Below are 12,469 nucleotides of genomic sequence, written 5' to 3'. Positions count from 1 at the left end.
TGCCAGCGGAATGCCCAGTGCCCGCGCCATGATCGCCGAGTGCGACGTTTTCCCGCCGGCCATCGTAACCATACCCAAGACGTTGTCCGGATTCAAATGGACCAACTGAGAGGGAGAAAGCTCCTTCGCCACCAAAATATACGGCTGCGTATCCGCCGGCAAAGTGATGTCCGGCGTCCCCAACAAATGCTTCAGCAGGCGATTGCCGACATCCTTGATGTCGAGGGCCCGTTCTTTCATATATTCGTCATCCAGCAGGTCAAACATCGTAACAAAATGATCGATTGCTTCCTTGACGGCAACCTCCGCCGCCTTGTATTGGCGTTCGATAATCCCCTGGATTTCGCTCATAAATACGGGATCCTCCAGGATCGCCAGATGGGCATCAAAGATACCGGATTCCTCCGCACCCACCGTCTCCTTAATCTCGTTCTTCATCACTTCGATTTCGGTTTTGGACGTGCGAATACCTTCGTACAATCGCTCGAATTCCTTGGCGAGATCCACCTTCTCCATTCGGCGATCCGGTACGTCCCATTCCCAGGCGGGCAGCACAAAAGCTTTGCCGATGGCGACTCCCGCTGCTGCTCCGATCCCCTGTATCATGTAGTGACCCCCTAGTCCTGCTTGTAAGTTCCTAACCTAAGGCACTATTCATTCTTGAACTTTCTCTATAGGATACCCTCTATCTATTTCATTATGGTAATCCTAGCCCCTTAAATTTGTCAAAGAAAAAACACGCAACTCAAAGAGGGCCCTCCGAATTCGGATGGGTCCTCTTGGATGGGCCATGCTTAACTGCGTTTTCCGATCAGAATGCTATCTTCGACCTTGATGCAGCGGTCCATAATGACGGTGAGTCCGCCTTTCGAAGCGATCTCATACGCTTCTTCACTGAAGATTCCCAGCTGCAACCAAAGCACGCGAGCCCCAATCTTCACCGCTTCCTCTGCGACCGGCGGCGTCTGCTCACTGCGACGGAACACATTGACGATATCCACCGGCTCCGGGATATCCGACAAGCTTGGGTAGACCTTCTCCCCCAGAATTTCACCGCTAACCATCGGATTCACCGGGATAATGCGGTAGCCATTTTGCTGCAAAGCTTGAGCGACCATATACGAAGTCCGGTCAGGTTTGTCTGACAGACCCACGACAGCAATATTGCCAGCGTTTAACAGAATCTCCTTGATTTCCTCACGGCTTGGATTCTCAAATGCCATTTTGGCCATCCTCCTTTGTCGGCGCCGGCGAAGCCAGCGCCATGCCTCTAATTCAAGTCTATTCTACCCGTTCGATCGATGCACCAAGCGAAGTGATGTGATCAAAAAATTGCGGATACGATTTCGCCACATGGTGCGCATCCTTAATCACCAGCGGCTTGCGGCAGCGCAAGCCGACGACGGTCAACGCCATAATGACGCGATGGTCGTAATGCGCATTAATCGTCACTCCGCCTTCGAGGCCGGTCGGACGTCCGTGCACAATAATTTCCGACTGGCGTTCTTCGACGTTGGCCCCGGCTTTTTTGAGCTCGGTTAAAAAGTCGGTAATCCGGTCGCATTCCTTGTAACGCAAATTTTCCACGTTATAGAAACGCGATGTTCCGTCGGCGTACACCGCAGCTGCGACCATCGCCAACACCGCGTCGGTCGCCGCATCGCCGTCGAATTCCACCGGCCGCAACCGGCCATTGCCCTGCACGTGGACCGTACCGTTCTGATGCGTCAGCGGTACGTCCATCATCTGCAGCACGTCCACCACAGCGCGCTCACCCTGCTTGCTCTGCTCGGCCAACCGATGAACCTTCACGTCCGATTTCGTCACGGCAGCCGCAGCCAAAATCGCCGCCGAGCCCGGATAGTCCCCCTGCACGGTATACGTCTTCGCTTGATAGCTTTGCCGTCCAGGCACGCGGAAATGCATATAATCGTCGCTGGCATGGATCACGATCCCGGCTTGCTCCAGCACTTCCAGCGTTTGCCCCACAACGACCTTCGATTTCAGATCGTTAAGCACCTCAATTTCGCTGTCTTCGTCAAGCAGCGGCGTTAAGAACAGCAAAGCGCTCAGGTACTGCGAGCTCACCGAACCGGAGACGCGGATCTTCCCGCCCTTCGGCGCACCACCGCGAATGGTGATCGGCAATTTCCCCTCGTTGTGACTCACTTCCACACCAAGCTGTCCTAAAGCGTCGATCAGATCATCATGCGGCCGCTTGCCCAGTGAATCCGGATACGTGTTCACGAACGTCACCTCCGGGCAGAGTGACGCGATCGCCATCAAGAACCGGAGAACCGCCCCGGCGTTCCCAACGTTCAGCTCCTTGACGTCCTTCGGCCGCCGTCCAAAACCGGTGATGACGATCTTCTCCTCGTCCTCTTCCAGCACCGCACCCAAATCGGCGATGCAGCGGCGCATGGCGTCACTGTCCTCACTGTGCGCGGGGTAATATACCGTGCTTGTCCCTTCCGCTAAAGCCGCAACCAGCAGGTAACGAGTTGTATAGTTTTTGGAGGATAATGCTCCGATTTCGCCCTTTAACTCCAGCGTAGGCCTAACGATAACGTCCATAGTGTTCACATTCCCCTTTGTTGTGATTAATCAAGAACCGCGGTAATGCGTTAAAATCTCAGCCGCCACTTGTTCCGCGCTTTTCCCCGAAGTATCCACGGTCAGATGAGCAAAAGCGTAAAGTTCCTTCCGTTCCTCCAGCAGCGCGGTGATCCGCTCCTTCGCCCCCCCGGCCAAGAGCGGTCGGTTCGGGTCCTCCCCGACTCGCGCGAGAATCTCGTCCGCCGTCGCTTGGAGCGCCACCACCAGGCCGCCGTCTCGCATCGCCAGGCGATTTGCCTCACGAAGTACCGCACCGCCGCCGGTCGCCAGTACAATCCCTTGCTCTTGCAGCGTGTTCCGCAATGCCGCAGACTCCAGGTCACGGAAATAAGCTTCTCCTTCAGCCGCAAAAATATCCGGAATCGACCGCCCCGCCTCCCTGACGATCCGTTGATCGAGATCAACGAACGTTTTGCCGGTTGCGGCTGCCAGCAGGGAGCCGACGGTGGACTTTCCCGTCCCCATCATGCCGATGAGCACGATGTTATGATGCAACATGTTATCACCTACTTGCTCTGCATCGAACCTAAAGGCACTCGTTCAGAGTAAACTTTTTCATATCATAACACAGGCTGTCCTGTTTTCACCATGAAAAAAGAAGCCGGAAGAGACGCATTCGTCCCTCCGGCTTCGCGTTTAGCCTAACCTGTTGTTTAGAACCATTGATGGTGGAAGACGCCTTCCTTGTCCACGCGTTTGAACGTATGCGCACCGAAGTAATCGCGTTGCGCTTGCAGCAGGTTTGCTGGCAGACGTTCCGTACGGTAGCTGTCATAGTAGGACAGCGCGCTGGCAAAGCCAGGCACCGGAATTCCGTACGCCACAGCTGTGGAAACCACGTTGCGCCATGCGTCTTGATAGCTTTCCACGATATTTTTGAAGTAAGGGTCGAGCAGCAGGTTTTTCAGCGCAGGGTCACGGTCATACGCTTCCTTGATGTTATGCAGGAACTGGGAGCGAATGATGCAGCCGCCGCGGAAGATCATGGCGATGTTGCCGTATTTCAAATCCCAGCCGTACTCTTCGGAAGCCGCACGCATTTGGGCAAACCCTTGAGCATACGAAACGATCTTCGACGCGAACAGCGCTTTACGCACGTTCTCGATAAATTCCTTCTTGTCGCCGCTGAACGGTTGTTTTGCTGGTCCGCTCAGGATTTTGCTGGCGGCTACGCGCTCTTCTTTCATCGCCGAGAGGAAACGGGAGAATACCGATTCCGTGATCATGGACAGCGGCACGCCAAGGTCGAGAGCGCTTTGGCTTGTCCATTTCCCCGTCCCTTTTTGGCCGGCAGCGTCCAGAATGACGTCAACCATCGGTTTGCCGGTCTCTTCATCGTATTGAGAGAAGATGTCGGCAGTAATTTCGATCAGATAGCTGTCCAGCTCGCCTTTGTTCCATTCGCTGAAAATCTCGTGCAGTTCCTTGGCATCCACGCCCAGCACGTCTTTCAGCAGATGATAAGCTTCGCAGATCAGCTGCATATCGCCATATTCAATGCCGTTATGCACCATTTTTACGTAATGGCCAGCTCCGTCCGGACCAATATATGTACAGCAAGGATCACCGTTTACTTTGGCAGAAATCGCCGTCAAAATCGGTTCAACCAGCTTATAAGCGGATTCTTGTCCACCTGGCATGATCGCAGGCCCTTTCAAAGCGCCCTCTTCACCGCCGGATACCCCGGTGCCAATAAAGCGGAATCCTTTGGCTTCCAGCTCTTTGCTGCGGCGTTGCGTATCAGGGAAGTGCGCATTGCCTCCGTCGATGATGATGTCACCTTGATCCAGGTAAGGCAGCAACTGTTCAATCGTAGCATCAGTCGCCGGGCCAGCTTGTACCATAATTAAAATTTTACGCGGCGATTCCAGCGAGTTCACGAACTCTTCAACAGAAAACGTGCCGACGAGGTTTTTCCCTTTGCCTTCGTTGTTCAGCAGATCATGCGTTTTCTCAGGGGAACGATTATATACGGACACAGTAAAGCCCCGGCTTTCAATATTCAGGGCCAAATTCTTGCCCATGACGGCCAAGCCGATGACGCCGATTTGTTGTTTTGACATGGTCTCCATCCTTTGCACACTATTTTTATCAATATTATCATTTTAACTCTTTTGTGTACAGAAGTGAACCCTGGCCGTAAGCCCAAAAAACAACCCCCAACGCCGTGGGAGCCAAGGGCTTGCCTTTCGATTTCAGGTTGTGTGTAGTTCGGCAGGAGGCGGGTACTCACTCCTTTAGGATGAGCCATATCCATCATTACCATTCAAGCTGCATGAGTTCCATTCTCAGCTTGCGCAGCCGCTCTTTGCAGGCTTCCGAGGCTTCGGCATCCCCCTGTTGGATGGCCTCGAACAACCGCTCAAGCTCGGCATCCAGCTCCTTCTGCAGTTGTGCCAACCGTTCCTCTGCCGCTTCGGATGCGAACATCTCAACCATTTGCGCCATGTCGACAATGGGTCCTTTTTGAAAAATAACCCGATGCTCCATCCCCGAGATTTCCACCAGGCGGATCACTTCTCCGAATAAAATGTTCTCGACCAGGATCTGACGATCCCTTATCCGTTTGACCACCGCATGACCGCGCAGATCGCCGATCAGCTTCTCCAGCCATTCCGCCAGCTTGGCATCGCGGATGACGTAGTCGCCTACCAGCTTGTATCCTTTGGCGAGACGCTGAAACCGCAGCTTAGTCAGCTTGCGTCCAGTGCGAACGGAGATGATGAAGAGCGATTCGTTTTCGCTCCAATATAAAGAATACCCGTCTTGGATCAAGTCGCGAATCAATTGCTGTATGTGCCGGCGGTCGAATCGGAGTTCCAGGTTGCAGTATTCCACTTCGTAACTTTTGTTCACGGCACTCCCTCCTAACGGTTTACCATATCTTATACTCCATCTTATGTAATGGAACTTGGTTTATTGATTATTTTTGGCCCGTTCCGGCCGGAGTTGCCGCGGAAAATATGTTATACTAGTACCGTTGCACATCGAACGAAATGAGATCCATGCCGAAAGTTGGAGGTACTACACGATGGCCTTTGAAGGTTTTACGACACAAGATTTCGACGCGCTTACCGTTCCGGGGCTGGAGTCCCGAATGGAAGCGATCATAAGTCACATTAGACCTAAATTGGAGACGCTGGGTGCGGAGATGGCCCCGTACCTGTCCGCTTTATGCGGAGAAGAGATGTTCCCGCATGTGGCCAAGCATGCGCGCCGGACGGTGAACCCGCCGAATGACACATGGGTCGCTTGGGCGGCCAGCAAGCGCGGGTATAAGGCGTTGCCGCATTTTCAGGTCGGGATGTTCTCCACGCACCTGTTTATCATCTTCGCCGTCATTTACGAGAGCCCCAATAAGGCCGTGTTTGCCAATTATTTGGACAAGCATGCGGCGCAAATCAAGAAGACGATCCCAGACGGGTTCTACTGGTCCCTGGATCATATGAGCCCGGACGGCACACCGCACCGGGAAGCGGATGCCAAGCAGCTGAAGGCCTGGGCCGAGAAGCTGAAGACGATTAAGAAGTCCGAAGCCCTGTGCGGACTGCGGCTGGAGCGGAACGACCCGATCGTATCCGACGGAACCAAGCTGATCCGCACAGTGGAAGAGACGTTCCAAACGCTGTTGCCATTGTATAAAGGCGCGTTTTAAGCATGACGCAGAAGCGGTCTAACGGACACCAGAGACGCTAGGGACTTTCCTAAGCGACCTCCTGTTGGCTAACGGACTGAGAAGACCTTACTTATGGAATAAGCGGCGAGCCCGTTGCCCCTATTGGTAAATAAAGCCCCTGATGTCCGTTACAGCGGGAAATGACCGGGAAATCGACCAATAAGGTCACTACGGTCCGTTATACCCATGGATGGCCTGCCTTCTGGCCAGCACTTCAAGCCTCCCTGACCTTATGGGTTGGGGGAGGCTTTTTGTGTACGGACAAGGCCAAGGTGCAGGAAGAAAAGCAACGCCATCGTGACTGCGCTGGTCAAAAACGGGGCAGCTGGGCCAAGCAGGTCCCACATTTTGCCGGAGATGATCGGTCCTACAACCATGCCGGAGCCTTGGATCGTGAGAAACAGGCCCCAAATCGTTCCCTTCTCCCCGCTTGGGATCATTTGCGCGATCATCGTATTCCAGGTCGGGAGAATTAACGCATAGCTGCATCCGATCAGGATCACAAACGACCAGACCAGGGCGACCTCCCGCGTCATCGCAAACAGGCCGATCGAGAGCGCCGCCAGAGCGAAGCCGATATGCAGGAACCAACGCGTCCCCAGCTGATCGACCAGCTTGCCGACGGGAATTAGCCCCAAGACGGTGATCCCGCCGCCGATCACGAGCATGGCGCTGAACGTCTCCGGCGACAGGCCCAGCTCCGTCCGGACATACAGCGTGATGACCGGCGTCAGCAGCCCGACGGCGAAGGATTGCAGGAACAGCGCCGGATATAACAACGGGCTGACGTCCAACTGCGTGCGGATATGGTGAATTGAAGCACACAGTTGACGCCACATCCCTCCGATCTTGGCGGAGGGCGAATGTGCGGGAACGGCGGCTTTGGACGAGCCCGCGGCGGTGGAGCCGCCTTTTTTGCCTGGCAACATCAACGATACCAGCAAGACCAGCATAAGACATCCGAGCAAGAACCAAAAGATCGGCTGATACGAATCATTTAGGAAAAAGTTAATCAGAACCGGCCCCAACCCGGTTCCGCCAAGGCTGGAAATTTGGATGACCCCCATCGCTGTCGCGAAGTTGTTATTCTCTTCCGTTACCGCAGTGATGCCCATTAAAACACAGGGCCAGAGCGGTGCTGTCCCGATACCAAGGAGCGCGCAGCCCAGCACGAGAAACCCCATAGAGGGAAGGAACGCGATCATCGCAACGGCACCCAGAGTGATGGTCAGCCCCAGGCTCATCGTCCGGCGAAAACCAATCCGCTCAATCAACCAGCCCGCCGGGCTGCGGAACAAATTATCCCCGATATACTGCATCGAAAACGACAACCCGATCGCAAACGCACTCAGCTTCAGCACATCCCCCATGTAAACCGGCAGGATGGATACGATCAGTGCCCCCTTCACGAACTCCACCAAAAACATAATCAGCCACAGGCTGGCGAACGTGGGATTCAGCAGTTTTTTCCTTGCCATGCTGCTTGTCAGTTCCACGAAAAAGCCCCCTCTCCTGGTTTCCGATCACCGATACTCTTTCATTTTGTCCTTTTTTGTCGGCAATTTAACCCATATTCCGTCAATTTTATGTAAAAAGCAGCGGTTTTTGCTTGCATTCCGGGCGCATTTTGCTATACTCTAGCTTGTTTGAAAATTATGTAGACGAAAGGCAGGGATGGCCCGTATGGATCATCAAAGCACGCCGCTCTTCACTGCTCTCAAAAAGCATGCGGCCGGCAATCCCGTTCAGTTTCACATTCCTGGGCACAAGAAAGGGCTCGGCACCGATAAAGAATTCCGAGAGTTCATCGGCGATAACGCCTTGTCTATCGACTTGATTAACATCGCCCCGTTAGATGACTTGCACCAGCCAACCGGCGTCATTCAAGAGGCGCAGAAGCTGGCTGCCGACGCCTTTGGCGCGGACTACACCTTCTTCTCGGTGCAAGGGACCAGCGGAGCCATCATGACCATGATTCTATCTGTTTGTTCTCCGGGGGATAAAATAATCGTCCCGAGAAATATTCATAAATCCGTAATGTCGGCCATTATATTCGCCGGAGCGAAGCCGGTGTTTGTCTCGCCGGCGCAAGACCCGAATTTGGGCATTGACCACGGAATCACAACGTCTTCGGTTCGCCGCGCGTTGCAGCGTCATCCCGACGCCAAAGCGGTGGTGGTCATTAACCCAACGTACTTCGGCGTATGCGCCAACCTGAAGGAAATCGTGGATCTAGCCCACAGCTACCATGTTCCCGTGCTGGTAGATGAAGCGCATGGGGTCCATATTCATTTCCATGAGAAGCTGCCGATGTCTGCAATGCAAGCAGGCGCCGATATGGCGGCAACCAGCGTGCATAAGCTGGGCGGCTCGATGACGCAAAGCTCGATTCTGAATTTGAACACGAAGAACGGATACGTCAATCCGCAGCGTGTGCAAACGATCATCAGTATGTTAACGACGACGTCCACCTCCTATCTGCTCCTGGCTTCCCTGGATACCGCACGCCGCAATTTGGCGCTGCACGGACGAGAAATGGCCGAACGGGCGATGGAACTAGCCGAATATGTTCGGTCGGAAATTAACCAAATCGAAGGCTTGTACTGCTTCGGGCGGGAGATTTTAGGCGGAGAAGCCACGTATGACCATGATCCTACCAAACTGACGATCCACGTTCGCCATTTGGGGATTACCGGGTATGAGACGGAAAATTGGCTGCGCGAGCACTATAACATCGAAGTAGAGCTTAGCGACATGTACAACATTCTGTGCCTGATCACGCCAGGGGATACGCAGGAGACGGCCGATATTTTGCTGACCGCGCTGCGGGAGCTTTCTAAAACCTATTATAAGGAAAATAACGCAAATGAGCTGATCGTCAAGGTTCCGGAAATCCCGCATTTATCGCTGATTCCGCGGGATGCGTTCTATGCAGATACCGAGGTCATTCCGTTTAAGGAATCGGCTGGCCGGATCATTGCCGAATTTATTTATGTGTACCCGCCGGGGATTCCGATTTTGCTTCCGGGTGAAGTCATTTCCCAGGACAACATCGACTATATTCTCGATCATGTCGAGGTCGGCTTGCCGGTGAAAGGGCCGGAGGATCGATATATCGACAAGGTTAAGGTGATTGTTGAAGCGGATCCGATTTTTTAATTTAACAAGAGCAGGAGAGGGATATGTTTGTCCCGCCTCCTGCTCTTTTTTACTGCAAACCAAAAAGCCCCCCGCTTCCGGGGAGCTCTTAGCTTCTATACCAGGTGATCCGCCGCAAATTAGGCTTCATCCATTTGGGCGACAAGCTCGTTGTAAGCTTCTTCTACCTGTTTCCATTCCTGTTCGTCTTCGATATTGTAAAGCACCATTTCCTCGTTCTCTTCTTCCATGCGGAGAATGATGCCGTCCGCTTCCGGATTGTTGCGTTCGAGCAGCAATGCGTACACTTTCTCGCCAACGTCGAACGTCTCAACAAGAACCATCTCTACGTCGTTCCCTTCTTCGTCGGTCAGCGTCAACACAAACTCTTCATGCTCATGATCATGGTCATGATCGTGGCCGCAGCCGCATGCTTCGCCGTGTTCGTGATTGTGGTCGCTCATGAAATTACCTCACTTTAAGTATGTTTTAATGGACTGAAGAAGGGTCTCCCGCTTCGTTCCCCCCGTATCGTAACACTTTTGGTGGGGACAGGTCAATTTTCGCGGCGATTACCCGCGTTGTGCTCTGTTTATCGTTTATTTCAGAACGTTAATGCTCTTCTCGGCAACGAGCACGAAATCTGATCCGTTGGACGGTTGCATGTAGAACCCTACGATATAGCGGCCCGGTGTCTTGAAATCATACGTGTAGTCCTTGGTCCGGAACCAGAAATTATCGCGCTGCTCTTTGATATCATCCGTCTGGATTTCCTTGGACGTCCCGTCCGGGGCCGTGATGGACACCCGCACTGCAGAGATGCTCGTGCGTAAATTATCAATTTGTGAGAACACATTAAACTTCAGCTTCCCCGTCTTCTTCACATCGCCGAACACATTGTCATCTGCGAATAGAAACATATGGACGTTGGGTTTATAATAATTCACCGTCTTGGTGCTGTCATTAAATTCAACTAAACCTTCGAGATTGCGTACGGGGACATAAGTTTTGCCATCTATAATATATCCGCCGTCTTCCAGTTCGCGGCCGTTCAGCATCAGTTTTACCTTGGTGCTAGCAGCGTCAGCAAACAGCAGGGAACCCCCCATAAGAGAGAATGCCACCACCAGTAATGCAACTCTTCTCCATTTCATGAATGTTGACCCTCCATTTGATTCCTGTTGATGTATAGTTATACTCCCTGCCTCCGTTCAAGTTGCGGTGATGATGGGAAATGACGGTATTTTTTTAATGAGGGAGCCCGAGCTTTTGTTTCGACTGGAAATTGTGTACATTTAAGAGGTGATCCATACTTGACCTAAGGGGGAATCCTGATGGCTTTACAACTCCAAATGCTGGGGACAGGCGGAGCGTTTGCCAAAAAATATTTTAATAACAACGCGCTCCTCTATGCCGGTGACTTCACCCTGCTCATCGACTGCGGAATCACCGCCCCCCTGGCGCTGCACACGATCGGCAAGTCGGTAGAAGAGATCGATGCCGTGCTGATTACCCATATCCATGGCGATCATGTTGGCGGCTTGGAAGAGCTGGCGTTCCGCCGGAAATTTGGTTCTGGACGGAAACCGATCCTGTATATTGCTGAGAATTTGGTGGAACCGCTCTGGGAAAATACACTGAAAGGCGGGCTAAGCCAGGACGGTGTCATTCACTCCCTAAGCGATGTTTTTGACGTACGTCTATTAAAAGAACGCGAGCCCTCGCAGCTTGCACCTGAGTTAAAAGTGGAGCTCATCCGAACGCCGCATATCCCGGGTAAACCCAGCTATTCGCTTTATATTAATGACGAGATTTTTTACAGTGCGGATATGACGTTCAAGCCGGAGCTCTTGACGGAGCTTGTGCGTGAACGAGGGTGCCGTCGTATCTTCCATGAGGTCCAACTGACCGGAAAGGGCGAAGTACATACGACGCTGCAGGAGCTATTGTCCCTGCCAACCGACATCCAAAGTCAAATTCTGCTAATGCATTATAGCGATGATATGGAATCCTTCCGAGGCGCTACGGGCAACATGGACTTTCTGCGCCAGCACGAAGTCTATACGCTGTAACCAAAAGAACCCTGCGGGCATGATGGCCTGCAAGGTTCTTTTTTTAATATAGATATGGATCAACGTTATTCGAAGCTAGGCAAATTATCCAAGTTGTTGGACGGATCTCCATCCGCATCGCCGCGGATATACATCTCTCCGTCCCGTCCCTTGAACACGTTAGCGCCGGCGATCGCACCTGCCTTCACTTCCTGCAGGGCTTGCTGGTAATCCAGCACGCGGCCGCTGGACGTCTTAAACGCGACCAAATCCCCGTCGCCGTTCTTCCGTACGGCAATAAACGTTTCTCTGGTATTCAGGGCCATCGGCTAGCTCATCTCCTCTTCATTAAGTTAGATCTAGCTTGCCCTGAAACCTCAAAAGCTATGAGCTTTACGACTTCAACGATTTCACCATCCGGACGTGCGGAATACCGGCATCATCAAACGGTTCGGTCGAGATTGTCTCATAGCCAAGTTTGGCATAGAACCCTTCGGCTTGACATTGGGCATCCAGCACCGATTTCGTCAGCCCCAGCTCCCGAGCCAACTCCTCCAAGGCGAGCAGCAGGATTTTGCCCACGCCTTTCGAGCGGTAGGGCGCACGTACAGCGATCCGCTGCATTTTGGCGGCATTGTCTTTATAGTAAATCAATCTGCCTGTCGCAACATAGTCCCCTTCCAATTCGATCAGCACATGATGCACATCCGGGCCAATCTGATCATACTCGTCAATTTCCAATTCAACGGGGACCTTCTGTTCCTCGACGAACACCTCTTTGCGGATGTCCAGACATTTCTGTAATTGCTCCTCATTCTCGACATGAATAATTGTTGCAGCCGACACTTCGTTCCCCTCCCACCATTGATTGCTTGTCTATTGGATCATTTAAACTGCATCATTATACAAAAAAATCATTTTCATGTATAGTTGTCGCGATCACTCAGTTAAAATGTTACTAAAGAGGCATCGGTTCACTCACATCGAA

The 12,469-nt window shown here is 52.7% G+C and carries 14 protein-coding genes; 3 read left to right on the top strand and 11 right to left on the bottom strand.

From position 1 onward, the window contains the following. The 6 genes from RW092_RS02240 to RW092_RS02215 all read right to left on the bottom strand — a co-directional run. Window positions 1-606, bottom strand: a 606-nt coding sequence (locus RW092_RS02240; protein ID WP_316009399.1) for a phosphoenolpyruvate-utilizing N-terminal domain-containing protein, incomplete at its 3' end; no start/stop codon positions are given. A 188-nt stretch (window positions 607-794) separates the two neighbouring features. Then, window positions 795-1,223 carry a CoA-binding protein gene (locus RW092_RS02235; RefSeq protein WP_316009398.1) on the bottom strand — a complete coding sequence of 143 codons (429 nt, stop codon included), beginning with the start codon at window positions 1,221-1,223 and terminating at the stop codon, window positions 795-797. Window positions 1,224-1,281: 58 nt separating this feature from the next. After that, window positions 1,282-2,574 (bottom strand): 3-phosphoshikimate 1-carboxyvinyltransferase, encoded by a 1,293-nt coding sequence (aroA, locus tag RW092_RS02230; protein ID WP_316009397.1) that lies wholly within the window; start codon window positions 2,572-2,574, stop codon window positions 1,282-1,284. A gap of 30 nt (window positions 2,575-2,604) precedes the next feature. Then, entirely contained in the window at window positions 2,605-3,114 is a 510-nt protein-coding gene (locus RW092_RS02225) for a shikimate kinase (protein ID WP_016311576.1), read from the bottom strand. 155 nt (window positions 3,115-3,269) lie between these two features. Continuing rightward, the gene (gene gndA / locus RW092_RS02220; RefSeq protein ID WP_127576352.1) at window positions 3,270-4,679 is read right to left on the bottom strand and encodes an NADP-dependent phosphogluconate dehydrogenase; all 1,410 of its coding nucleotides are present in this window, start codon (window positions 4,677-4,679) and stop codon (window positions 3,270-3,272) included. A 196-nt stretch (window positions 4,680-4,875) separates the two neighbouring features. Then, a complete protein-coding gene (locus RW092_RS02215; RefSeq protein ID WP_016311574.1) occupies window positions 4,876-5,472 on the bottom strand; it encodes a hypothetical protein in 597 nt (198 codons plus the stop codon). A gap of 175 nt (window positions 5,473-5,647) precedes the next feature. Here RW092_RS02215 and RW092_RS02210 point away from each other — a divergent pair, with 175 nt between their 5' ends. Next, window positions 5,648-6,271 (top strand): YktB family protein, encoded by a 624-nt coding sequence (locus tag RW092_RS02210; RefSeq protein WP_028539942.1) that lies wholly within the window; start codon window positions 5,648-5,650, stop codon window positions 6,269-6,271. A gap of 251 nt (window positions 6,272-6,522) precedes the next feature. On the opposite strand, the gene RW092_RS02205 is transcribed toward RW092_RS02210, so the two are convergent. Next, window positions 6,523-7,788 (bottom strand): MFS transporter, encoded by a 1,266-nt coding sequence (locus RW092_RS02205; RefSeq protein ID WP_316009396.1) that lies wholly within the window; start codon window positions 7,786-7,788, stop codon window positions 6,523-6,525. 187 nt (window positions 7,789-7,975) lie between these two features. Here RW092_RS02205 and RW092_RS02200 point away from each other — a divergent pair, with 187 nt between their 5' ends. Next, the gene (locus RW092_RS02200; protein ID WP_016311571.1) at window positions 7,976-9,451 is read left to right on the top strand and encodes an aminotransferase class I/II-fold pyridoxal phosphate-dependent enzyme; all 1,476 of its coding nucleotides are present in this window, start codon (window positions 7,976-7,978) and stop codon (window positions 9,449-9,451) included. Window positions 9,452-9,570: 119 nt separating this feature from the next. Here the strand turns inward: RW092_RS02200 and RW092_RS02195 are convergent, their stop codons facing one another. Both RW092_RS02195 and RW092_RS02190 read right to left on the bottom strand, forming a co-directional pair. After that, a complete protein-coding gene (locus RW092_RS02195) occupies window positions 9,571-9,894 on the bottom strand; it encodes a DUF1292 domain-containing protein (RefSeq protein WP_009227121.1) in 324 nt (107 codons plus the stop codon). A 135-nt stretch (window positions 9,895-10,029) separates the two neighbouring features. Continuing rightward, complete coding sequence (locus RW092_RS02190; RefSeq protein ID WP_316009395.1) at window positions 10,030-10,584, bottom strand: stalk domain-containing protein; 555 nt, start codon at window positions 10,582-10,584, stop codon at window positions 10,030-10,032. Between the two features lie 180 nt (window positions 10,585-10,764). Between RW092_RS02190 and RW092_RS02185 the strand changes: the two genes are divergently transcribed. Then, window positions 10,765-11,502, top strand: a complete 738-nt coding sequence (locus tag RW092_RS02185) for an MBL fold metallo-hydrolase (protein WP_085278635.1) — start codon at window positions 10,765-10,767, stop codon at window positions 11,500-11,502. Window positions 11,503-11,567: 65 nt separating this feature from the next. Here RW092_RS02185 and RW092_RS02180 read toward each other — a convergent pair whose 3' ends face one another. After that, complete coding sequence (locus tag RW092_RS02180) at window positions 11,568-11,807, bottom strand: DUF3892 domain-containing protein (protein WP_316009394.1); 240 nt, start codon at window positions 11,805-11,807, stop codon at window positions 11,568-11,570. 67 nt (window positions 11,808-11,874) lie between these two features. Further along, the gene (locus tag RW092_RS02175) at window positions 11,875-12,327 is read right to left on the bottom strand and encodes a GNAT family N-acetyltransferase (RefSeq protein ID WP_316009393.1); all 453 of its coding nucleotides are present in this window, start codon (window positions 12,325-12,327) and stop codon (window positions 11,875-11,877) included. Window positions 12,328-12,469 lie beyond the last annotated feature (142 nt).

The organism is Paenibacillus sp. 3LSP (assembly GCF_032465655.1).
GTDB lineage: Bacteria > Bacillota > Bacilli > Paenibacillales > Paenibacillaceae > Fontibacillus > Fontibacillus barengoltzii.
The sequence above is the reverse complement of the archived record's forward strand: the minus strand, read 5'-3'. Positions and strand labels throughout refer to the sequence as shown.

Bases quoted from the DNA above. Each gene is read 5' to 3' on its own strand.
- RW092_RS02210 (WP_028539942.1), top strand. From the start codon at position 5,648: ATGGCCTTTGAAGGTTTTACGACACAAGATTTCGACGCGCTTACCGTT.
- RW092_RS02190 (WP_316009395.1), bottom strand. From the start codon at position 10,584: ATGAAATGGAGAAGAGTTGCATTACTGGTGGTGGCATTCTCTCTTATG.
- RW092_RS02235 (WP_316009398.1), bottom strand. From the start codon at position 1,223: ATGGCATTTGAGAATCCAAGCCGTGAGGAAATCAAGGAGATTCTGTTA.
- RW092_RS02200 (WP_016311571.1), top strand. From the start codon at position 7,976: ATGGATCATCAAAGCACGCCGCTCTTCACTGCTCTCAAAAAGCATGCG.
- RW092_RS02195 (WP_009227121.1), bottom strand. From the start codon at position 9,894: ATGAGCGACCACAATCACGAACACGGCGAAGCATGCGGCTGCGGCCAC.
- gndA (WP_127576352.1), bottom strand. From the start codon at position 4,679: ATGTCAAAACAACAAATCGGCGTCATCGGCTTGGCCGTCATGGGCAAG.
- RW092_RS02185 (WP_085278635.1), top strand. From the start codon at position 10,765: ATGGCTTTACAACTCCAAATGCTGGGGACAGGCGGAGCGTTTGCCAAA.
- aroA (WP_316009397.1), bottom strand. From the start codon at position 2,574: ATGGACGTTATCGTTAGGCCTACGCTGGAGTTAAAGGGCGAAATCGGA.
- RW092_RS02225 (WP_016311576.1), bottom strand. From the start codon at position 3,114: ATGTTGCATCATAACATCGTGCTCATCGGCATGATGGGGACGGGAAAG.
- RW092_RS02180 (WP_316009394.1), bottom strand. From the start codon at position 11,807: ATGGCCCTGAATACCAGAGAAACGTTTATTGCCGTACGGAAGAACGGC.